We start from the raw sequence: 22,995 nt of genomic DNA, 5'->3' as shown, positions 1-22,995 counted from the left end.
GGTTGGTTGGCGGCACACCTGCCTGGGTAATCGTTGCGACCATGAAGCTCACGGTGATCGGTTGCGGGTACCTCGGCGCGACGCACGCGGCCTGCATGGCCGAACTCGGCCACGACGTCGTCGGTATCGACATCGACCCGCAGAAGGTCGAACGCCTGCAGGCCGGCGACGTCCCGTTCTTCGAACCCGGGCTCTCCGACATCCTTCGCCGCAACCTCGACGCCGGGCGACTGCGCTTCACCACCGACCATTCGGTCGCCGCCGACCACGCCTCGGTCCACTTCATCGGCGTCGGCACCCCGCAGGAGGTGCGAGGACACCGCGCCGACCTGTCCCACGTCCACGCGGCCGTCGATGCACTCGTGCCCACGCTGCGGGGCACCCACGTTCTGATCGGCAAGTCCACCGTCCCCGTCGGCACGTGCGGGGAACTCTCGCAACGGATCTCGCACCTCTCGGCCCCCGGAGCCGACGTCGAGTTGGCGTGGAGTCCGGAGTTCCTGCGCGAAGGCTTCGCCGTCGAGGACACCCTCGCGCCCGACCGGATGGTCGTCGGCGTCGGACGGCTCGTCGACGACCCGCGGGTCCCGCAAGTGGAATCCCTGGCCGGCGAGGTCATCCGGGACATCTATCGCGAAGTGCTCGAAACCGGTATCCCGCTCATCGAGACCGATTGGGCCACCGCTGAACTGGTCAAGGTGTCCGCGAACGCCTTTCTCGCGACGAAGATCTCGTTCATCAACGCGATGAGTGAACTGTGTGAGATCGCCGGCGCCGACGTCGGCACACTCGCTGACGCGATGGGCCACGACGCCCGGATCGGACGGCGATTCCTGAACGCGGGACTGGGATTCGGCGGCGGCTGCCTGCCCAAGGACATCCGGGCGCTGACCGCCCGTGCCGACGAGATGGGCGCACCTCGCGCGGTCGGGTTTCTGCGCGAGGTCGACGCCATCAACATGCGACGACGCGGTGCCGCCGCGGAACTGGTCGCCGAAGCGCTCGGGGGAGAGGTGCTGGGTCGCAACGTCGCCGTCCTCGGAACCGCATTCAAGCCGGAGAGCGACGACGTCCGGGACTCTCCCGCACTCGCCGTCGCGGGCCGTCTCGCACTCGACGGTGCATCGGTCACCGTGTTCGACCCTCAGGCCATGGACAATTCGCGTCGGGTGCAACCGATGCTGAGCTATGCGAGCTCGGCGCGCGCGGCCTGCGATCGAGCGGATGTCGTCGTCGTCGCAACCGAATGGGCGGAGTTCGTGCACATGTCCCCGGACGAGCTCGCACCGGTGGTGCGGCACAAGCGCATCGTCGACGCGAGGCGCTGTCTCGACTCTCAGGCCTGGCGGTCGGCGGGGTGGGACTACCGCGCGCTCGGCGGGCCCGTGCCCGCGCGAAAAACTGAGACAACTACTTCGTTCACGCAGGTGAACGGGTTGCCGTCGAAAGCGATTCCCCGCGTAGACGTGTTAGGTTGAACCCCGCGATTGATCAGGGGGGCACCTTCTCGCCGTGGGGGCGTGCTGGGCGAGGTGCACACAAGTGCAGGAATTAGTCAGATGACCGACACAGTGTTCGATTCGGCTGTGGGGCCGGCCTCTGCGGCAGCAGAGGTCCCGGTGGACCCCACAGTGCTCGACGACGTGCGGTCCAAACTCCGTTCGCGCGGTCTGGACGACGATCCTCAAGTGGTTCTCCTGGGGCTCGACGGGAACGGATGCGTGTCGGTCGGACGTTTCGACACATCCCGCGGCACGGTCGCCGACACGTACGCCGACGCCGCGCTGTCGCTCGGGGCGCTCGACCGTGCCATCGCCGACCACCTGACCCGGATCGGACGGGTCGAATCCCCGACCTCGCCCGAGTGGCAGGACGAACTCTTCGAGCTCATCTCGCGCGGACGTGAACGACTGCAGGATTCCGATGGCACATTTTTGATGGGACGCCGACACATTCGGTTGTTCCGGATGGCGCGGCGAGATGTCGAGGAGGCCGGTGGTGCGCTCATCGCACGCGGTGAAGAGTTGGCTCGTGCGGCGGTGGCCGGCGCGCAGGCCCATGCAGTCGTCATCGCCGACGGCCTGGGCGTGTGGCCGGGTCTCCGCGACGGGATCGCGAAAGCCGTACCGGTACCGATCGTCGACGCCGCTCCCGGTCCGTTGACCGACGCAGTACCAGCCGGGCCGCTCGGTGTACCCCAAGACAAGCCCGAGGTACCCCAAGACAAGCCCGAGGTACCCCAAGACGAGCCCGAGCCAACAGTGACCGCCGAGAGTGACGCGACCGGTACCGACAGCCCGCCCACGACCGTCGAGGAGCCCGCGGCCGACAGCAACAGCGCTGACTCCGCGGAGGTCACCGACGCGACCGACAGCTCAGACCCGGTCGAGCCGGAACCCGTGGACGACCGAGACGAGACACCGGCGTCCATGCAGGCGGAGGCGGCCGAGACGTCGGACGGTCGCGAGTCCGACCCTGACGACAGCGAGGCCGACCGTGACGACAGCGAGGCCGAGGTCGAGGACGTCGTCGACTCTGCGCCAGAGGACCTCGTCGACGTGGCGCCCGAGCGTGCTGCCGTCGAGGTGACCGCACCGACCGCTCCGAAGGTGTCCGGGTCCGTCGGGCCTGACGACGCCCCGACCGGCAAACTCTCGCTGCCGTTCGATTCGCCGTCCGGAAGCCCCGGTCGCTCAGGTGATTTCCCGGTCATAGGTGCCGAGCAGATGTTCCAGGCGCCTGTTGCGCGCCCGGTGGACCATGCTCCCGCAACGGCATTCGGCGCCCTGACGGCACATTCCGGACCCCCGCCGGTTCCGGAACCCGTGCCGGTTCAACACCACACGCCGGTCTCACCCGAGGGCAGCTTCCGGACGCCGCGGCCCGATGCCGGCCATCCCGGTGCGGGCCCAGCCCCTGACATGCCACCGCATGCGAACGTCCCTGCACCGGAACCACTTTCATTGGTCAATCGGCCAGGTCCGGCGCCGGTTCGCCCTCGGCGTGAGGTCCCGGCGAAGCGGGTGTTGGCAGGAGTGGCACTGGTGTGCGCGCTCGCCATCATCGGAGTGGCGGTCGCGCTGGCCGCGGGCGGCAGCAACGGTTCCTCCCCGGCGCCGGTCGCCGGTCCTACCACGCCGACCACGACGGCGCCGACCACCCAGGAGTACGCCGATCCGGCCATCTTCGCGGAGGCACGTCAACCGGCTCAGCGCTACACGCCACCGCCACCGCCCGTGGCGACGAACGAGCCGGCACCTGCACCTCGACCCCGCTCCCGCGCACCGCGACCGCAGCGTGGTGTGACGATCCCGAATCCGATCCCCGGACTGCCGCCGATCGTCCTGCCGTGATCGGGCAGGGGTTCACTCGGCAGGCTGTGCCCGCAGACCCCGCGCGATGAAGTCGAGTACGTTCTCGTAGTTCGTGTCGGCATCGACGTTCGGCGGCAGCGCACCCATGAGTTCCAGACTCACCGCCCCGTGCACCGCCGACCAGGTCTGCATCGCGAGCGTCGTCGGGTCGCCCGTCGCGACCACTCCCGCGACCTGGCCGTAGCGGATGACGTCGACCAGCACCTCGAACGCATGAGCCGCGACCTCGAGGTCCGGTGTGAACCGGGCGGAGAACATCAGTCCGTAGACCACGGGACTCGACGTGGCAAAGCGACGGTAACCGCGCCCCGAGCTCCGCAGGCGCGTGGACGGATCGTCGTCCGTCGCGGCCACCGCACGACCCAGCTCGGCGTAACCGTCGGTGACCAGCGCATCCAGCAGCCCGTCGCGGCCGTCGAAGTGGTTGTAGACGCCCATCGGCGCGACCTTCGCCTCGGCCGCCGCCGCTCGCACGGTCAGTCCCGCCTCGCCGTCCCGCTCGAGGATCGTGCGGCCGGCACGGATGAGGGATGACCGGACTTCGGTGGCTGAGGTTCGCGTGCGCGGCTTCGCGGGAGACATATTGACAAGCTACTAGCACGGTGTTCTTCTTGTATAGAACGGTGTTCTACAACAGTGGAGCGGCGTTCCATAACCGAACTCTCGCTCACGGAACAGGAGAATGCCGATGCGTACTGGACGTATGGGCTCGCGCTGGTGGGCGCTCGGCGCCCTCAGCTTTGCCGAACTGCTGGTCATGATCGACAACACGATCGTCAACGTCGCCCTGCCGACGCTGGCCCGCGACCTCGACGCCGGGATCTCCGGCCTGCAATGGATCGTCGACGCGTACACGCTCGTCTTCGCCGGCCTCCTCCTGACCGGCGGCTATCTGGGCGACCGGTTCGGCCACCGGCGGATGCTCCTCACCGGTGTCATCGGCTTCATGGCGGTGTCGGTCCTCGCTGCGTCGTCGCAGAGCCTCGGACAGCTCATCGCTTCCCGCGGCGGCCTCGGACTCTTTGCGGCACTGGTGTTCCCGGCGACGCTGGCGATCATCACGACGATCTTCGTCGACGCCAAGGAGCGGGCGATGGCCGTCGGCATCTGGGCGGCCGTCTCGGGTATCGCCGTCGCCATCGGTCCCGTGACGGGTGGCTGGTTGCTCGAGCACTTCTCGTGGACCTCGGTGTTCTGGGTCAACGTCCCGTTCGGGCTGGCCGCGCTCGCCGTGATCCTCGCGGTCGTGCCCGGTACCCGGCCACTGGCGGTGCCCCGATTCGACGCTGTCGGAGTGAGTCTCTCGGTCGCCGGTCTGGGGTTGCTCACGTACACCCTGATCGAAGCGCCGCACGTCGGTTGGGGTGAGACCCGCACGGTCCTCGGAATCGTCGCTGCTCTTGCGATTCTGGCCGTGTTCGTCGTGACCCAACTGCGTATCGCCCATCCCATCCTCGACGTGCGGCTGTTTGCCAACCGGCACTTCGCCACCGCGGCCGGGATGATCAGCGTGGCGTTCCTCGCGCTCTTCGGGTTCATCTTCCTGATCACCCAGTTCTTCCAGGCGGTCAAGGGTTACGGCCCACTCGCCGCCGGTGTGCGAACCCTGCCGTTCGCCATCGTGATGGCGGTGCTGTCGCCGGTGGCGATGGCTCTCTCACACCGGTTCGGGGCGCGCTACGTCGCGGTGACGGGTGCCTTCCTGATGTCCGGTGGGTTCGCGCTCGTCGAGTTGTCCTCGCGGACATCGGGATACTGGGAGCTCATCGTCTGGGCGATGTCGCTGATGGCTGCCGGCCTGGCGTTCATCTCGGGTCCGTGCACGCAGCTCATCATGGATGCGCTGCGTCCGGAACAGGCTGGTGCGGGCAGTGCGGTCAACGACACCACCCGCGAGATCGGCGGCACGCTCGGCGTCGCGGTACTCGGCTCGATCCTGACCTCGGCCTATGTCGCCGGCATCGGGGATCGGCTGTCGGGCAGTGGGTTACCGCGCGAGGTGGTCGCCACCGCGGAACAGTCGGTGATGGCCGGGGTCGAGGTCGCCGGCCGGGTGCCCGACGCCATGAGCGACACGGTCCGCGCCGCGGTCCAGGAGGTCTTCATGGACGGCCTGCACAACGCGGTGTGGGCGGCGGTGGCCATCACCGCGGCAGCCGGTGTGGCAGCGGTGTTCCTGCTGCGCGGCACGGTTGCCGGGCGTCACGTGCCCTTCGAGACGCATCCTCCGCAAGCTCCGGATGCTCCTCAGGGGGCAGGGGTTGCGCGTGCGCGGGGGGATGTCTCACAGATCGAGCGTGAGGTTCCCGCCGGCACTGCGTGACACGCAGGTCAGCATCGTCCCGGCCTCGCGTTCGGGCTCGGTCAGGATGTTGTCGCGGTGATCGATGTCGCCGGACAACGTCCTGACCTTGCATGTGCCGCAGAAGCCTTGCTGACACGAGTACGGCACCGACGGCATCACCCGCCGGATCGCCGCGAGCGCCGACTCGTCGGCGGCCACCGGGATCTGTGCACCCGTGGACGCCAGCGTCACCGTGAACGGTGAGCCGTTCTCCACCGGAGGCGGACTGAAGCGCTCGTAGTGCAGCTCGATGTCGGCGCGGTCGGCCAGATGGCGGCGGAGGCTCTCCAGCATCGGCACCGGCCCGCAGCAGTACACGGCGAGATCGGCGTCGGAATCGGGGACCGGGCCGACCAGCTCCGACATGGTCGGGAGTCCGTGCTGATCGTCGGTCCGGATGGTGATGCGGTCGCCGAACTTCGCGACCTCGTCGAGGAAGGGGATCGAGTCCGCGGAGCGCCCGGTGTAGATCATCGACCAGTCCAGCCCGAAGCGCTCGGCCACCGCGAGCATCGGCAGGATCGGCGTGATGCCGATCCCGGCGGCGATGAAGCGAATCCGACGTGCGGGGGAGCCATGGCCGGGAACCGCCAGCGGAAAAGCGTTGCGCGGACCCTTGATCGACACCACATCCCCGACCTCCAGGGCGTCATGGACCTCGATCGAACCCCCGCCGCCGTCGGGGATGCGACGCACCGCGATGCGGTAGTGCTCGCGATCGGCGGTGTCACCGCACAGCGAATATTCTCGCATCCGCCCGGATGGCAGCAGCACGTCGATGTGGGCGCCGGCGTGCCAGGACGGCAACACGCCCCCATCGGCGGCGGCCAGCGTCAGCGCGATCACGTTCTCGTCATATGCGACGACTTCGCGATTCACGATGCGCACCTGAGTGATCCCAGGGTTGACCGGTGCCGGCCTCAACGGGGACAGCGGACGCCACGCAGGCCACCAGGCCCGCATGAACGCGGTGCCGACCGTGAGGATCGGATCACGGCGCCACCGCCCGTAGAGATGTGGGGGCGGTTGGGTCAGGCTCGTCGAATGTGGATGTGCGCGTTGATTCATCGGAGTCCCTCACGCGGCGTTGCGCGCGGCCGGCGACGAAGCGAGGTAGGCGACGGCCTGGGCGGTGCTGCCGATCTGCTCCGGGCGGAACCCGGGACGGAAGTAACTGAACGTGGAGAAGACGATGCTCCGCAGCGGCGGGAGCACGTCGGCGCGTACGCCGCGGTGGAACTGCCACTTCTTCTGGATGTAGTTGAAGGACACCGACGTGTCCTGCTTCATGATGAAGCGGTATCCGCGCTGCACCAGGAACAGCAGTATCGGGAGGACGGCGAGCATCGCGCGCCCGCGGCGCAGGTAGCTGTCCCCGAAGTGCGCGGCGACGTCGTGCGCGACGGCGCGGTGTTCGACTTCCTCGGCGCCGTGCCACATGAACAGGTCGGCCATCGTCGGATGCGCGCCTGCCTCGATCCAGTTGTTGTTCAACGCGAAATCGCCGAGCACTGCGGTGTAGTGCTCGAGCGCCGCGATCAGCCACAGGCGCTCGACGAGGTGCTTGTGGCGGGCCTCGGTGGAGCCGCTCGTCGCCGGACCGAGAACCCGACGGAAGATCCACTCCATCTGCAGCTGGTAGGGGCGGGGATCGATGCCGTGGTGATCGAGGAACTCCCACAGCACGTGGTCGTGCGCCTCGGCGTGCATGGCCTCCTGGCCGATGAAACCTCGCATCCGGGAGGCGAGTTCCTCGTCGGCGACCAGCGGCAGCGCCTCGTTGTAGGTCTGCACGAACCAGCGCTCACCCTCCGGTAGAAGGAGATTCAGCACGCTGATGAAGTTCGAAGCGACGGGGTGACCGGGAATCCAGTGCAGGGGGACGTCGTCCCAGTCGAAGGCCACATTGCGGGCGTGTAGTTCGACGGGTCCGGGATCGGCCTGATCGGTCGGGGACAGATCGGGACGCGGGCGTTCGACGGTGCTCATCCGGTGACCTTCTGTCGGGCGCCGATGCGCGACAACCACGGCGCGAAACGGTAGATGCGATAGCCGACCTTCGCCTCGGGCGTCACCGGGACGACGGCCTTGTTGTGCTCGATGGCCGAGACGATCTCGGTGGCCACCCGATCCGGGGTGAAGCCACGACGCTGATAGAAGCGGTCCAGGCGATCCCGTTGTGACTGTTCGGAAGCGGAGTCGAGACCGGCGATCGGCGTCGACGCCACGATGTTGGTGTCGACGATCCCCGGGCAGATGGCGCTCACGCCGATGCGGTGTTCGGCGAGCTCGGCCCGCAGCGACTCGGAGAACAGCAGGACACCGGCCTTCGACGCCGAGTACAACCCGAGGCTGCGCGAAGGCGTGAACGCCGCGGCCGACGAGACGTTGACGATGTGTCCGCCGACCCCGCGTTCCACCATCTGCCGGCCGAACTCGCGGCTCCCGGTGATGACGCCGCGCAGGTTGACGTCGAGGAGTCGGTCGACCTGCTCGTCGGTAGCGGCGAGAGCTCCACCGGCCAAACCGATTCCGGCGTTGTTGAGCACGACGTCGGGGACGCCGTGCTGCTCGCGGACCGCCGCGGCGAAGGACACGAACGCGTCGGTGTCGGAGACGTCGAGCAGGTAGGCGTGAGCCACCGCCCCGGCGACCTTGCAGGCCTGCTCGGTTTCGGCCGCGGTGTCCAGATTCCGATCGGCGAGCACGAGTTCGCAGCCGCGCTCGGCGAGAAGAAGTGCGGTCTCCCGCCCGATACCGCTACCCGCACCGGTGATCACGACAAGCTTGCCGGCAAGGGGTTTCGGTTCGCCGAACACCCTCGACCGTTCGACGGTCGGCGGGGAGTCGCCGCCGGTCTGGGCGGCCAGAAAGTCCAGGACCGTCTCGGTCAGATAATCCGGGTTGGTGTACGGCAACCAGTGGCCGGTGGGGGTGTCGCGTCGCCACAGCTTCGCCGCAAAGGTCGGGGTGTTCTCGTAGATGGCCGGGCGCAGGGCGATGTCGCGTTCGTTGACCACCTGCAGGACGGGCACCGTTGTCGGGCGCGGCTCCGGACGGAGGAGCTTCTGGCGGATGTTGGCTCGGTACAACGCGAGCCCGGTGATCATGTCGCGGCGTAGGGTTCCGGCGACGACGACGTTCTCCGGTGGCGTGCCCTCGACGGTGTGCAGGAAACGCTTCCACGCCCGCGGATTCCCAAGCGCGGTCAGCAGCGCGTTCGGGAGTACGGGAAGCTGGAACAACCCCGTGTAGGCCGACGAGAGCGATTGCGTCGCAATGGTTCGCACGCGGTGGGGCGTCGGACGGGTCAGCCCGTTGCGGAGGAAGTGGCCGAGGTGATCGAGATTCGGCCCGGAGACCGAGACGAAGGATGCGATGCGGGTGTGCGCCCGCGGCCGGCTCACGGCCTCCCACGCCTGGACCGAACCCCAGTCGTGACCGACGACGTGGACGGGAGCGTCGGGGCTGACGGCTTCGGCGACGGCGAAGAGGTCGTCGGCGAGCTCGGCCAGCCGGTACGCCCCGACCTTGCGCGGGCGATCGCTCTCGCCGAAGCCGCGGCAGTCGTAGGCCACCACGTGGTACTTCTCGGCGAGCCGGGGCGCGATGTGCGTCCAGAGGTGGTGAGTGTCGGGCCAGCCGTGAACCAGCAGGACCGTCGGATTCCCCGGGTCGCCGAGCTCGAAGGTCGCCAGCGTGACGTCGCCGGACACCGTCCCCCGCCGCCAGTCGGGCCGCACCTGCACTGCCTGTTCGGACATCCGTGTCACCTCGCTGTAGACCCCGATTGGAGTTACACGTTACCAACGGTTACATAAATGTCCAGACCCTTGCGCAAACCCGTCTCAGTGCGGATTCCCCGGGTACGCGGACCGAAACCAGACCGGGACGCGAAAAGGCCCGGGTCCGTCGAGACCCGGGCCTGCCGCCGCGTGGGAGCTGCCGCCTACTGGCGGTACGAGGAAAGGAAGTTGCCGATCCGCTCGACGGCCTCTTTCAGGTCGCGTGACCACGGCAGCGTGACGATGCGGAAATGGTTGGTGTCATCGAGGTTGAACCCGCTGCCCTGCACGACGAGGATCTTCTCCTGCAGCAGGAGGTCCTGGACGAACAGCTCGTCGTCGTGGATCTCGTGCACCTCGGGATCGAGGCGCGGGAAGGCGTACAGGGCGCCCTTGGGCTTCACGCAGCTGACGCCGGGGATCTCGTTGAGCTTCTCCCAGGTGACGTTGCGCTGCTCGTAGAGCCGGCCGCCGGGGGAGACGAGCGCATCGATGGACTGATAGCCGCCGAGCGCCACCTGAATGGCGTGCTGCCCAGGCACATTCGCGCACAGTCGAGTGGAGGCGAGGATGCCCATGCCCTCGATGAATCCCTTGGCGTGTTCCTTCGGGCCGGTCATCACGACCCAGCCGGCGCGGTACCCGCACACCCGGTACGCCTTCGACAGGCCGTTGAAGGTCAGGCACAGCAGATCGGGAGCCAGCGACGCGACGTTCACGTGCTCGGCCTCGTCGTAGATGATCTTGTCGTAGATCTCGTCGGCCAGTATCAGCAGCGAGTGCTGACGAGCCAGTTCGACGAGCTGCTGCAGGACTTCGCGTGAGTAGACCGCGCCCGTCGGGTTGTTGGGGTTGATGATGACGATCGCCTTGGTGCGGTCGGTGATCTTCGACGCGATGTCGGCGATGTCGGGGTTCCAGCCGTTCGCCTCGTCGCAGCGGTAGTGGACGGGGGTGCCCCCGGACAGCGACGTCATCGCCGTCCAGAGCGGGTAGTCCGGTGCCGGGATCAGGACCTCGTCGCCGTCGTTCAGCAGCGCCTGCATCGTCATCGTGATGAGCTCGGAGACACCGTTGCCCAGGATGACGTCGTCGACGTCGAAGAAGGGGAAGTCGGGGATCAGCTCGTACCGCGTCACCACCGAACGCCGGGCGGACAGCACACCGGCGGACTCGGAGTATCCCTGCGAGTACGGGAGCGCGTGGATCATGTCGCGCATGATCACGTCGGGTGCCTCGAATCCGAACAGAGCCGGGTTGCCGATGTTCAGCTTGAGGATGCGGTGGCCCTCCGCCTCGAGCCGCTGCGCGTGCGCGTGTACGGGTCCGCGGATCTCGTAACACACGTTCTGCAGCTTGAGCGACTGCTCGAGCGGCTTGAGGTTCTGGTTCAGATGCGACACATGGGGCCTACTCACGAGTTCAATTGTCGCAGCCGGATGCAAATGGGTTTCCGCCAGTGCTGTCCGACCGTGGTCCAGCCCACGAAAAACGGGCTCCGACCGCGGTGGTCGGAGCCCGTTTCCGGTACTGCGTGACTACTTGTGGCCGGGCCGCTTCTTGCCGGCCGCGACGCCGAAGCCCTTGGCCTTCGACGCCCCGGTCTCGGCAATGGTCCGGGCGTCGCCCGAGCCGTTGCTCGACGGGGCCGAGACCTCGGTCCCGTTCGCCTCGGCCGGCGCCTCGGCTGCCGGGGTCTCCTCGACCTCGGGTGCCTCGGCGGGCTCCTCGGGTTCCGGAGCCGCCTCGGGAGCGGGAGCGGCCTCTGCCGGTGCCGCCGCTTTCGGAGCGGCCTTGCTCGCCCCACCGGGACGCTTCTTGCCCGCAGCCATGCCGAAGCCCTTGGCCTTGGCCGGCTTCTCCTCGGTCAGCGCCGCAGCCGAACCACCCTGGGGTGACTCCGCCGCCGGCTCGGCTTCGGCAGCCGGTGCCTCGGTCGCGGGGGCCTCAGCGGAGGGGGCCGCCGCCGGAGCGTCCGCAGCCGCGGACGGCTTGGGAGCGGCCTTGCCGATTCCGCCCGGACGCTTCTTGCCCGCAGCCATGCCGAAGCCCTTGGCCTTGCCCGGCACTTCTTCCGTTGCCGCTGTGGCGGTGGCGGTGGCCGACTCGGTGTCGACGGTCGGGGCGGCGTCGGGTGCCGACTCGGCCTCGTCGACCTTGTTCTCGGCGGGAGCGGTCACACCGGCGTCGGCTGCTGCCGCGTTCGGGGTGGACGCCTTCTGGCCGGGACGCTTGCCCGCGGCCATGCCGAAGCCCTTGGCCTTGGCCGGCTTCGCCTCCGCGGTCTTCTCTGCTGCCGGTGCCTCGGCCTTCACGGCCTCCGACGACTCGGCCTCGGCGGGAGCAGGAGCTGCCGAAGCGGCAGGCTTGCTCGCCGCACCCGGACGCTTCGCGCCGCCCTTCATGCCGAAGCCCTTCGAGGCGGGCTTCGTCTCGGCCGGTGCCTCAGCAGGAGCCTCGGCGGGTGCCGACGCGGCGGCCGGTGCTGCAGCCGCAGCACCCGGCTTCTTGCCGCCCTTCATGCCGAAGCCCTTGGAAGCGGGCTTCTTCTCGGCCGGAGCTTCCGCCGGTGCCTCGGTTTTGGCTGCGGCGCCGGGCTTCTTGCCACCCTTCATGCCCAGGCCGACCTTCGGCTTCGGAGCAGCCTCGGTGGTTGCGGTCGCGGTCGCGGCCGCTGCGGCCGGGACCTTCTCGGGTTCGGGCTCGGCCTCCGGCTCGGGAGCGCTCGGGCGCGGGCCGAGGTAACGGCCGCCGAGCTTGACCTCGGTCTTGCCGCGCTTGACCGAGTCGAGGAGCAGCTGTGCGACGTCGACGACCTCGACCTTGCCCTCGGACTCGGTGCCACTGGTCCGGGCGGTCACACCGTCGGTGAGCATCACGCGGCAGAACGGGCAGCCCGTCGCCACCTTCTTGACCTCGCCGGTGGTGTCGCCGAGGGTGTCGAGCGCCTCGTCGACCCGGTCGAGATTGATGCGCTTGCCGATCTGCTCTTCCATCCACATGCGGGCGCCGCCGGCACCACAGCACATGGACCGTTCGCCGTGACGCGGCATCTCGGTGAGAGTCGATCCGGCCGCACCCATCAGCTCACGCGGGGCGTCGTAGACCTTGTTGTGGCGGCCCAGATAGCACGGGTCGTGGTAGGTGACGCCCTCGCCGAGCGGGGCGACCGGCACGAGGCGCTTCTCGCGGACCAGGCGGTTGAGTAGCTGCGTGTGGTGGACGACCTCGTACTTGGCGCCCAGCTGCGGGTACTCGTTGCCCAGTGCGTTGAAGCAGTGCGCACAGGTGACGACGACCTTCTTGCGCTGCTCGGGTGCGGTCGAGAAGACCTCGCCCAGCATCTCGATGTTCTGCTGCGCGAGCATCTGGAACAGGAACTCGTTGCCGGCGCGTCGTGCGGAGTCACCGGTACAGGTCTCACCCTCGCCAAGGACCATGAAGTTGACCGCGGCCATGTCGAGGAGCTCGGCGACGGCCTTGGTGGTCTTCTTCGCACGGTCCTCGTAGGCGCCGGCGCAACCGACCCAGAACAGGTACTCGAAGCCCTCGAACGACTCGACATCCTTGCCGAAGACCGGGATCTCGATGTCCATCTCGTCGATCCAGGCGGTCCGCGCGGAGGCGTTCTGACCCCACGGGTTGCCCTTGTTCTCGAGATTCTTGAACATGCCGGCCAGCTCGGTCGGGAAGTCCGACTCGATCAGCACCTGGTAGCGACGCATGTCGAGGATGTGGTCGACGTGCTCGATGTCGACCGGGCACTGCTCGACGCAGGCACCACAGGTGGTGCAGCTCCACAGGGTCTCGGTGTCGATGACCGCACCCAACGCCTCGGGATCGAATTCACCCTCGGCCGACTCGATGCCCTCGCCGCCGCCGATCTTGCCCTTGGACTCGCCGACCAGCTTGCGGGAAGCCTCGGCGCGAGCGGCCTCGGGGATCGCGTTGAGCTTGTCCTCGAGGACGTTGCCCTCGGCGTCGACCAGGCCGACCTCGTCGCCGCCCATGTCCTTGCGGCCACCGGCCAGCAGGTACGGGGCCTTGGCGTTCCCGTGGTCGCGCAGCGACATGATGAGCAGCTTCGGCGACAGCGGCTTACCGGTGTTCCAGGCCGGGCACTGCGACTGGCAGCGGCCACACTCGGTACATGTGCTGAAGTCGAGCCAGCCCTTCCAGGAGAAGTCCTCGATCTTGCCCGCACCGAACGCGTCGACGTCCGGATCGGCGGTCTCCATGTCGAGGACCTTGCCCTGGCTCATCATCGGCTTGGCCGCACCGAGGGCGACGCCGCCGTCGGCCTCACGCTTGAAGTAGATGTTGAAGAACGCCGAGAAACGGTGCCACGCAACGCCCCAGTCGGTATTCAGGCCGACGACGGCCAGCCACACCATGCCGCTCATCAGCTTGATGACCGCGAAGATCGACACCAGCGTCGGCGACGCGGGCAGGATCTTCGCCACGTTCATGGTGAAGAAGTCCGAGTAGGCGTTGGCGTGACCGTAGGTCGCGATCTTCGACGCCTTCACCAGGATCATGCCCAGACCCTCGAGCAGGACGACGGCCTCGACGAAGTAGGCCGCGCCGAAGCGGGATCCGGAGAACCGCGAGATGCGCTCGGGGACGCGCGGGTGGTTGAGCTGGCGGATGACGATCAGCACCATGATGCCGACCACCGTGCCGATGCCCAGGATCTCGTCCCACAGGTGCCACGCGAAGGTGTCACCGAAGACCGGCCAGTGGAACTCCGGGTTGATCGACTGGCCATAGGCCTCGAACCACAGCAGGGCGCCGCCCATGAAGCCGATCATGACCAGCCAGTGGGCCCAGCCCACCGTCCGGAACTTCACCATGCGGGTGTGGGCGATGAACTCCTTGATCATCGTCACCAGTCGCGGGATCACCGGCCAGAATCGGGAACCGTCGACCTTCTGGCCGAGTTTGATGGTGCGGAACATCCGCACCACTCCGCCGAGGAACAGGTACCAACAGAAGAGGCTGATCACCGCTGCTGTGGTGCCGATGGCAATCGTCGTGGCTGTCACGGGCGCGTACCGGCCTTTCGTCTAGGTCGTCCCGCCGCCGGAGGAAGCGCACAGAGTGCGCAGGGCTGTCCCCGCGGAGCGGTGTACTACAGGTAACCGTAATTCTTCGCGCCGGTGGCGCGCTGCCAAGGTTGGCCTAATATTTGCTGGTCTTACCTCACAGCAAATGATACTCACCAGTAACTTACTGTCGAGTCAGGGTGGGGAGGATCCCAATCCGCCTCCGCGGCCGCGCCCGGGTCAGCGGACGTGGGCCACTTTTTCCAGCTCCTCGAGCGCGGTGTCGAGGTGCGTCAACAGCCGCTGCAGGCTTGGGACCTGCGCACGAGCGCCGATCAACCCGAAGTTGAGGTGCTCGACCGTGCTGCTCACCGTGATGTTCAGCGCGAGGCCCTCCATCGCGATCGACACCGGATACACACCGTCCAGCCGGGCGCCGTTCCAGTAGAGCTCCGTCGACGGTCCCGGGACGTTGCTGATGATGATGTTGAACTGCTGCGGGACGTACTGGACGAATCCCGGGATGGTGGCGAAGGCGAGCGGCGCGAAGTTGGCAGCACCGAGGGCCAGCGCCTGGATCGGCCGCAACCCGCGGACGACGCTCTTGGCCCGCCTGGCCGACGCGACGAGGGAGTTGAGCCGGCGTTCGGGGTCGGGCTGATCGGTGGCGAGGTCGACCATGATCGCGGTGACGGCGTTGCCGTCTTTCTCCTCGTCGGTGTGCATCGACACCGGCACGGCGGCGATCAGCGGTGAGTCGGGCAGCGCGTTCTGGTCGATCAGGTAGGACCGGAGAGCTCCCGAACACATCGCGACGACGACGTCGTTGAGCGTGATGTCCAGGGCGTCGGCGACCGCACGCAGGCGCGCGATCTCCCACTGCTGGGCGGCGAACCGGCGCGCGCTGCCGATCGCGACGTCGAGGATGGTCCGCGGTGCGCGGGGCAAAGGCGGCACGAAGTCCGGTTCCCGAAGCCCGGCGACGGCGACCTTGGCGGCCGCGGGTCCGAGCCCGGCCACCTGGAGGCCGGTGTCGGCGATCCCGGAGATGCGTGACCGCAGCGTCGGGGCCGGTCGCGGTCGTTTCTTCCCGACGAGGGCGGGATCCCACGGCGCCCTTCCGTTCCGGTCGTCGGGATCCGGGGAGAGCATGCGCTGCAGCAGTCGGAGTGCCGACACCCCGTCGACGATCGAGTGGTGGATCTTGCTGTAGATCGCGACCCGGCCGTCCTCGAGGCCCTCGATGATGTGGATCTCCCACATGGGTCGGTACCGGTCGAGCAGGGTGCCGTGGTTCAGCGAGACGTAGCGCAGCAGTTCGCGGATGCGGCCCGGGCGGGGGAGAACCGCGCGTCGGACGTGGTAGTCGAAGTCGATCTCGGCGTCGTAGGTCCAGGCGACGTTGCCGAGGATCGTGACCGGCGACGCGGGCCGCTTGCGGAACAGCGGCTGGAATTCGCGGCAGGACGAGAAGGTTTCGAGCACCTCCTCGGCGAGGTCGGCCGACGATTGCCCCTCGCGCGGCACGAACAGTTGGAGCCCGCCGACGTGCATCGGCTGCTCGCGTGTCTCGGCGAGGAGGAACATCGACGAGGTCACCGGCATGTACTGCATGCACACTCTCTTCCACGGTTGTCGGATACGCGTCGGGGCTGAGCGCGGCAGATGGTCTCAGTATCGGCCCGGGGGTCAGGGAGCGGCAGCGAATTGTCATCTTGGGTGAGATGTATTCCTACACCTAGGTTGTACAGGTGAGGTCAGCAGCACGTCTCGTCGCGCCGGTGGTGCTTGCGGTGCTGGTGGTCGTCGAACTGTGGATCACCGTCGCGGCCACGTGGATGTACGTCGTGGCCGACGACCGGGTTCTCGACGCCGAGCAGGTGCCGGAGGGGTCGACGCTCCTGGTGCTCGGTTCGCTGGTCGAGGACGGCGTTCCCGGCGACTACGTCCGCGGCCGGCTGGACGTCGCGGCGGAACTGTACCGGGACGGGCGCGTCGTACGAATCATCAATTCCGGCAACGGTTCCCCCGAGGCCGGCGACGAGCCGGCGGTGATGCGGAGTTACCTCGAGGCCGAGGGTGTCCCGGCGCAGGTCATGGTCGACGACCCGCAGGGACTCGACACCGCGGCCAGCTGTCGCCGGGCGCGGGGCGTGTTCGGCGTCGACCGACTGGTCGTCGTGACCCAGGACTTCCATCTCCGGCGCGCCATCGCGCTGTGCCGTGGCGAGGGGGTCGACGCCCGCGGCGTCGAATCCGAATGTGACTGTCCGTCATGGACATTGGTGCGCAACCACATTCGTGAGACGGTGTTCGCGGGCCCGAAGGCGGTGCTGAGCCGCGTCGGCTGAGGTCTCTGGGTGCGTGCGCCGCGTGCGGAACCCTCGGGTCCTGTTCTATGCGGGGTCCTAGTTCGGTTAGGCTAGCCAAGTCCAGAGGGCGGTCGCTTCGACGGGGAGCGGCCGGAGGAAAGTGAGAGCGCATGAGGACCACCGGCCTGATCCGACGAGCGATCGCGACGGCGGGGGCCGCGCTCATCGCCACGAGCGTCCTCGCCGCCTGCTCGGGGGGAGACTCGGCGGGAGACGACGAGACCCTCGTTCTGTACTCGGGCCGCTCGGAATCGCTGGTCGGACCCCTCGTCGAGCGCATCAACGGAACCATTCCGGTGACGGCGGCCTACGACAAGAAGGCTGCGCAGATCCTCGAGGAGGGCGAACGCTCACCCGCGGACCTCTTCTTCGCTCAGGACGCTGGGGAGCTGGGCGCACTGGCCGACGCCTCGCTGCTCGAACCGCTACCAGCGGATATCGCCGAGAGTGTCCCCGAGGCCTACCGCTCGGAAACCGGTGCCTGGGTGTCGACATCGGCGCGCTCGCGAGTCCTGATCTACGACCCCCGACAGCTGCCCCAGAACGAACTGCCCAACGGTATCGACGGCCTGCTCGCACCGGAGTTCCGTGGCAAGGTCGGATACGCGCCCACCAATGCGTCTTTCAAGTCCTTCGTGACCGCGCTGAGGTTGACCCGGGGCGAGGACGGGGCCCGGGAATGGCTCACCGCGTTCCTGGCGAACGACCCCCAGGCGTTCGAAGGCAACGGGCCGATCGTGGAGTCGGTCAACAACGGACAGCTCGCCGCAGGTCTGACCAACCACTACTACTGGGTCCAGGAAGTACAGGAGAAGGGCATCGAGAACGTCCCCGGCCGGTTGCACTTCTTCTCGGACGGAGATCCGGGTGCGCTGGTCAACGTGGGTGCCATCGGCGTCCTGAAGACCGCCGGGAACAAGGAAGCGGCCTTCGACTTCGTCCGGCAGTTCCTCACACCCGAAACCCAGACCTACTTCGCCACCGAGGTCGGGGAGTATCCGGTGATCGGCAACGAACCGCTCCCGGTCGACGGGCTGCCGACGCTGAACCAGCTGTCGCCGCCGAAGATCACGCTCGACCAACTCGCAGATGTGGCCGGTACCGACAAACTGCTCAACGAGGTCGGCGCTGTCTGATCGTCTGAAACCCGTGGTGTTTCGTCGTCCCGGCCGGACCATCCGGTCGGGACGACTGCTGTTGGGATTCATCAGCGTCATCATCGCCCTGTTGCTCGTCACTCCGGCGGTGTACCTGGTCGTCCGGGTGATGGAGATCGGGGCGGACGACGCCCTCGCCTACCTCTTCCGGCCGAGAACCGGCCAATTGCTTTGGCGGACGGCACAACTCGCCGTCCTGGTGACCTCCGCCTCGATCGTGATCGGTGTGGGTGCGGCGTGGTGCGTGACCCGCGGCGTCCGTCGTGGACGCGCGGTCGTGGTCGCCCTGCTCACCGCACCACTCGCGATTCCGTCGTATGTCTCCGGCTTCGTGTGGACCCGGTTGTTCCCCGGATTCGAAGGTCTGTGGGCCGCGGTGCTCGTGCTGACCCTGGCCTGTTATCCGCTGGTCATGCTGCCGGCGATGGCAGCGCTCGCGGGGACCGGGGGGAGAGAGGAAGACGCCGCTCGCACTCTGGGATGCAGCGCGCCGACCGCATTCCTGCGGGTGACCCTGCCGAGAATTCGTACTGCGGTCCTCGCCGGCGGACTGCTTGTCGCGCTGTACTCGATCAGCGACTTCGGCGGCCCCGCGATCGTGAGGTTCGAGCCGTTCACGGTCGGCATCTACAACGCCTACAACGGGACTCTGGACCGATCGGTCGCGGCGTTGTACGGGCTCGTGCTCGCCTCGATCGCCGTCGTCCTCGCGCTTGCCGAACGACGCGTACGTCGTGACGTCGATTCCGGTGCCACCCCGCCCCGCAGTCGCGACGCCCGTGACCGGCCCGTCGCCTGGACCCTCGTGACGCTGACCGTTTCGGTCGGCGTCTGCGTCCCGATCGTCGGCCTGCTGACCGAGATCCGCGAATCCCGCAGACTCGGCTTCGACGACTTCGGTGAGCTGCTCGCGTGGGTCGCCCCGTACACCCGCACCACGCTGGAACTGTCGGCACAGGCGGCCGTCGTGATCGCGATCCTGGCACTTCCGCTGGCGTTCTTCATATCCCGTCCGCGTACTCGCACCGGGGACTCCGTGGAGCTCGTTTCCTACCTCGGTTACACACTGCCGGGTGTGACGGTCGCGCTGTCGATGGTGTTCCTGGGGACGAGGGTCCTGCCGTCCTACTACCTCACCGCGGGAATGCTGATCGCGACGTACGTGGTCTTGTTCCTGCCGGTGTGCCTCGGTCCCGTCCGGTCCGGTGTCGACGCCATCCCGCTGCACGTGGCCGATGTGTCGCGAACCCTGGGCGCCGGACCGCTGGCCACTGCCGTCCGCGTGCAGTTGCCGCTGCTGATGCCGGCGGTGCTGGCCGGGTCCGCGCTGGCGTTCCTGTCGGTGGCCAAGGAACTCCCGGCCACCCTCATGCTGGCACCGATCGGCACCCGGACACTGGCCACCGACATGTGGAGTCTCAGCAACGACCTGAACCACGGGCGGGCGGCTGTCCTCGGCCTTGTCCTGATCATCGTCGCGTCGATACCGACCGCGGCTCTGTCCACGCTGTTCGGAAAGGGCGTTGACCGATGAATGACGCTGTGCGGGTCGAGAACATCTCGGTCGTCCTCGGTGATGCGACCATCCTCGACGGGGTCTCCCTGCGGGTGCCCGCCGGGTCGATCACCGCGGTCATCGGGCCCTCCGGGTGCGGGAAGACGACGCTGCTGCGCACGATCGCGGGCCTGGAACCGCTTCGGTCCGGACGAATCGAGATCGGCGGCATCGAGGTCGCGTCGGTACGCGGTGACGGAAGTCGTGACGTCGACATCCCCACCGAGCGCCGGAGTTTCGGGCTGGTCCCGCAGGAGGGCGCCCTGTTCGGCAATCTGAGTGTCGCCGGGAACGTGGGGTTCGGTCTGGGCCCGTGGTGGCGTCGGACTCCCGGACGCGCGGCGCGCACCACCGAGTTGCTGGAAGTCGTGGGGCTCAGCGAGTTTCGCGGTCGCCACCCCAGCGCATTGTCCGGCGGTCAGCGGCAACGGGTGGCGCTGGCCCGGGCGTTGGCCCCGCGGCCCGCGGTGATCGGCCTCGACGAGCCGTTCTCCGCACTCGACGCCCAGTTGCGCACCCGCCTGCGCGACCATGTGCGTGACACGATCCTGGCCGAGGGCTCGAGTGGTCTGCTCGTGACGCACGACCGTGAGGAGGCCATGGCGATGGCCGACGAGATCGTCGTGTTGATGGCCGGACAGGTGCGTCAGGTCGGGTCGCCCGAAGAGGTGTATCTGGCGCCGGCGGACGCCGAGGTCGCGCGGATGTTCGGCGAGGTCTCGGAGCTTCCCGGCGACGCGGACGGGGATGTCGTCCGGTGTTCGGCCGGACTGTTGCGATTGCGGAGGCCGGCTCGGGGTCCGGGGACGGTCATGCTCCGTCCCGGCGACCTCGACGTCGCGACGTCCCCGGACGGGTCGGAGCTCGGTCGTGCGACAGTTCTCTCGGTCAGGCCGTGCGGGGAGCACATCGAGGTCAGGGTGTCGCTGACGGCTGCCGATCCGGCCCGACACGACGACGGCGTCGAACTGTTCGTGCGGGCGGAACCGGAGTGGGCCGGTTCGCCGGGGGATCAGATCGCGTTCCGGCAGCGCCGTCCGGCGCACTTCTGCCCGGCCTGCTGACACCGACCCTCGTCCCGGGTCTCACCACCAGCCGGTGGCCTTCTGCAGGTCCGCCTCGATTGCCGGGATGAGGCTGCGCACGAACGTGGCAGACAGATGGTGGTAGTCGTGCCACATCAGGATGTTGCCGACCACCGCCGGGCAGTAGGTGTCGTCGCACATGGCGTCGGTGTAGTCCAGGAAGGTCATGTTCGGGAACTCGTCGGCGAGCGCGGCGGCCGGGTCGGTGGGCGCCATGGCCTGTGCGCGCGAGACCCCGCACACCTCGGGCTTGCGGCCGCTGGCGAGGCACTCCGGCGGCTTCAGCTTGCCGGTCGACCACGGGTTGTCGCGGATGCCGATCACCTTCTGCCCGCGGTCGCGGAACCGGGCGAAGATCTCCTTGTAGTCCTTGGGCACGTTGTCGCCCTTCTCGGACCCCTGCGGAGGACGCGTGGATGTGGTGAACACGTAGTCCGGCTTGTCCACGGCCAGGCGTTCCATCACACGATTCGACCAGTCGTTGCACTGGTAGTACTTCTGCCCGAACCAGGTGAAGACATGCTCGGTGGTGAGCGCGCAGCCCACCTTCAGATAGGTCGTCACGCGGAAGTTGTGCCGCTTGCCGATGTCGTTCAGCGCGGTGATCCACTGCTCGGCATGCGAGCCGCCGACCAGGGCGATGGTGCGGGTGGCGTCGACGTCGCCGTAGTACCCGACCTTGATCGACGGGTCCTTCCAGCCGCTGATGATCGAGTCGTAGGAGGTGATCGGCCAGTCCATGCCGACGACGTCGGGACTCGGCTGGGCGGTCACCTTCGGGACCGGCGCACCGTTGAGGAAGGCCCGTCCGCCGGGGTAGAGGCGGGGGTCGAGGTTCTCGGTGTCGAGGGTCGCGTTGGCGGCGTCGCGCTGCCAGGTCACCGCGGCGCTGCCGGCGGCCACGCTGATGACCAGCAGGATCGCGAGAAGGGCGCCGCGGTAGCCTCGCGAGTTCTGGAAGCCGGGCTTGTCCGTCTGCGTGGGCTTGATCGTCGTGTCCGGCGCGGCGTCGCCGTCGGTCGTTCTTGCGACGGTCTTCTTACGCCTGAGCGATCCAGACCGTAGCGGGGCCTCCACGTACTTGGTGGTGAGCCACGCGATCAGGACCGAGACGCCCAGGATTCCGGTGCCCTCGAGCCAGGACACCTCGTCCTGATAGCGCCACGCCATGTAGAAGATCAGCAGCGGCCAGTGCCACAGGTAGAGCGCGTAGGCGATGGAACCGAGCCACACGAGTTGCGGATGGGCGAGACCGCGACTCACCCGGGCCTGTCCCTCGGCCGGTCGGGCGGTGGCCGGGGAGCCCGCCCAGATCAGGATGAGCGTCGCGCCGACGGGCACGAGCGCCCACGCCGCGGGGTACTCCTGGACACCGGCGATCCACCAGCCGCAGGTGATGATCAGGCCGAGGGCGACGAGGCTCAGCAGGTTGCGCAGGCGCGCGGACAGCGCGAGCTTCGGCATCCACACCGCGAGCAGGCCACCGGCGAGCGGCTCCCACAGTCGGGCGACGGTGTCGTAGTAGGTGAACGGCTGGTTGATGCCGTGGCGGTAGTTCGCCCAGGCGAAGGAGACGAGCGCGACGCCGAGGAGCGCGAACCCCACGATGCCGCGCACGACCCGCGGGCGTCGGAAGAACTCGACCTTGAGTGACAGCGCGCGCAGCAAGCCACCGAGAGCGAGCGCGCAAAGCAGCGTCAGCACGAAGAACTGGCCCTGCATCGACATCGACCACAGGTGCTGCATCGGGCTGTTCGCGGAGTCGGCGGCCGCATAGTCCTGCGACTCGAACGCGAGATGCCAGTTCTGGTAGTACAGCGCGCTGGCCTGCAGCTCGGCACCGAGCGGACCCCACCGGGTCGTCGGCATCACGAGGGCGATCAGCGCGGCGGTGAACGCCAGCACCAGGAGCAGCGCGGGGAGCAGTCGTCGGACCAGGCGCCAGAACCGCGGCCACGGGTTGATCGCCCGGCCCCACGACGCGGAGGCGGGCTGGGTGGCGAGCACGTGCTTGAGTAGCGAGGCGACGAAGAAGTAGCCCGAGAGCGTCAGGAAGACGTCGACGCCACCGGAGACCCGGCCGAACCAGACGTGGAAGACGGCGACGAGCGCGATCGCGATACCGCGCAGGCCGTCGAGGTCGAGCCGATAGCCCGAGGTGTTACCGGTCGCGGCGTCCTCGTTGGGCGTCGCGACGACCGGGGTCACTTCGGGAACGGGCGTGCGCACAGAGGGCGATGGTACTTGTCCAGGACGGGGCCACGCCGCCGCCGCGGCG

General features: G+C 68.0%; 15 protein-coding genes. 7 read left to right on the top strand and 8 right to left on the bottom strand.

The window, feature by feature from the left end:
- Positions 1-41: 41 nt before the first annotated feature.
- Positions 42-1,478 (top strand): UDP-glucose dehydrogenase family protein, encoded by a 1,437-nt coding sequence (locus GKZ92_RS20670; RefSeq protein WP_155225597.1) that lies wholly within the window; start codon positions 42-44, stop codon positions 1,476-1,478.
- Between the two features lie 81 nt (positions 1,479-1,559).
- Positions 1,560-3,353 (top strand): hypothetical protein, encoded by a 1,794-nt coding sequence (locus tag GKZ92_RS20665; protein ID WP_155225596.1) that lies wholly within the window; start codon positions 1,560-1,562, stop codon positions 3,351-3,353.
- Between the two features lie 12 nt (positions 3,354-3,365).
- Here GKZ92_RS20665 and GKZ92_RS20660 read toward each other — a convergent pair whose 3' ends face one another.
- Positions 3,366-3,956 (bottom strand): TetR/AcrR family transcriptional regulator, encoded by a 591-nt coding sequence (locus GKZ92_RS20660; RefSeq protein ID WP_155225595.1) that lies wholly within the window; start codon positions 3,954-3,956, stop codon positions 3,366-3,368.
- 106 nt (positions 3,957-4,062) lie between these two features.
- Between GKZ92_RS20660 and GKZ92_RS20655 the strand changes: the two genes are divergently transcribed.
- Positions 4,063-5,697, top strand: a complete 1,635-nt coding sequence (locus tag GKZ92_RS20655) for a DHA2 family efflux MFS transporter permease subunit (RefSeq protein ID WP_155225594.1) — start codon at positions 4,063-4,065, stop codon at positions 5,695-5,697.
- On the opposite strand, the gene GKZ92_RS20650 is transcribed toward GKZ92_RS20655, so the two are convergent.
- From GKZ92_RS20650 to GKZ92_RS20625, 6 genes are all read right to left on the bottom strand, one after another.
- Entirely contained in the window at positions 5,659-6,786 is a 1,128-nt protein-coding gene (locus GKZ92_RS20650; protein ID WP_035752944.1) for a PDR/VanB family oxidoreductase, read from the bottom strand. The genes GKZ92_RS20655 and GKZ92_RS20650 overlap by 39 nt on opposite strands.
- A gap of 9 nt (positions 6,787-6,795) precedes the next feature.
- The gene (locus tag GKZ92_RS20645) at positions 6,796-7,707 is read right to left on the bottom strand and encodes a metal-dependent hydrolase (RefSeq protein WP_155225593.1); all 912 of its coding nucleotides are present in this window, start codon (positions 7,705-7,707) and stop codon (positions 6,796-6,798) included.
- Positions 7,704-9,482 (bottom strand): SDR family oxidoreductase, encoded by a 1,779-nt coding sequence (locus tag GKZ92_RS20640; RefSeq protein ID WP_127962251.1) that lies wholly within the window; start codon positions 9,480-9,482, stop codon positions 7,704-7,706. Before GKZ92_RS20640 ends, GKZ92_RS20645 begins: the two co-directional genes overlap by 4 nt.
- A 185-nt stretch (positions 9,483-9,667) precedes the next feature.
- A complete protein-coding gene (locus GKZ92_RS20635) occupies positions 9,668-10,921 on the bottom strand; it encodes a pyridoxal phosphate-dependent aminotransferase (protein ID WP_040004266.1) in 1,254 nt (417 codons plus the stop codon).
- 120 nt (positions 10,922-11,041) lie between these two features.
- Entirely contained in the window at positions 11,042-14,548 is a 3,507-nt protein-coding gene (locus GKZ92_RS20630) for a (Fe-S)-binding protein (RefSeq protein WP_155225592.1), read from the bottom strand.
- A 240-nt stretch (positions 14,549-14,788) separates the two neighbouring features.
- Positions 14,789-16,162 carry a WS/DGAT/MGAT family O-acyltransferase gene (locus tag GKZ92_RS20625; protein WP_042375164.1) on the bottom strand — a complete coding sequence of 458 codons (1,374 nt, stop codon included), beginning with the start codon at positions 16,160-16,162 and terminating at the stop codon, positions 14,789-14,791.
- A gap of 167 nt (positions 16,163-16,329) precedes the next feature.
- On the opposite strand from GKZ92_RS20625, the gene GKZ92_RS20620 reads away from it, so the two are divergent.
- The 4 genes from GKZ92_RS20620 to GKZ92_RS20605 all read left to right on the top strand — a co-directional run bounded on the left by GKZ92_RS20620 (position 16,330) and on the right by GKZ92_RS20605 (position 20,696).
- A complete protein-coding gene (locus GKZ92_RS20620) occupies positions 16,330-16,899 on the top strand; it encodes a SanA/YdcF family protein (protein ID WP_042375166.1) in 570 nt (189 codons plus the stop codon).
- 131 nt (positions 16,900-17,030) lie between these two features.
- On the top strand, positions 17,031-18,056 hold the full coding sequence (locus GKZ92_RS20615) for an extracellular solute-binding protein (RefSeq protein WP_155225591.1): 1,026 nt from the start codon (positions 17,031-17,033) through the stop codon (positions 18,054-18,056).
- 13 nt (positions 18,057-18,069) lie between these two features.
- Positions 18,070-19,611 carry an ABC transporter permease gene (locus tag GKZ92_RS20610; RefSeq protein ID WP_230461851.1) on the top strand — a complete coding sequence of 514 codons (1,542 nt, stop codon included), beginning with the start codon at positions 18,070-18,072 and terminating at the stop codon, positions 19,609-19,611.
- Positions 19,608-20,696 (top strand): ABC transporter ATP-binding protein, encoded by a 1,089-nt coding sequence (locus GKZ92_RS20605; protein ID WP_155225590.1) that lies wholly within the window; start codon positions 19,608-19,610, stop codon positions 20,694-20,696. Before GKZ92_RS20610 ends, GKZ92_RS20605 begins: the two co-directional genes overlap by 4 nt.
- Before the next feature lie 21 nt (positions 20,697-20,717).
- Here GKZ92_RS20605 and GKZ92_RS20600 read toward each other — a convergent pair whose 3' ends face one another.
- Positions 20,718-22,946 carry an acyltransferase family protein gene (locus GKZ92_RS20600; protein ID WP_006359894.1) on the bottom strand — a complete coding sequence of 743 codons (2,229 nt, stop codon included), beginning with the start codon at positions 22,944-22,946 and terminating at the stop codon, positions 20,718-20,720.
- Between the last annotated feature and the right edge of the window lie 49 nt (positions 22,947-22,995).

The sequence above is a fragment of the Gordonia sp. 135 genome (assembly GCF_009720185.1).
Classification (GTDB): Bacteria; Actinomycetota; Actinomycetes; order Mycobacteriales; family Mycobacteriaceae; genus Gordonia; species Gordonia alkanivorans.
The sequence above is the reverse complement of the archived record's forward strand: the minus strand, read 5'-3'. Positions and strand labels throughout refer to the sequence as shown.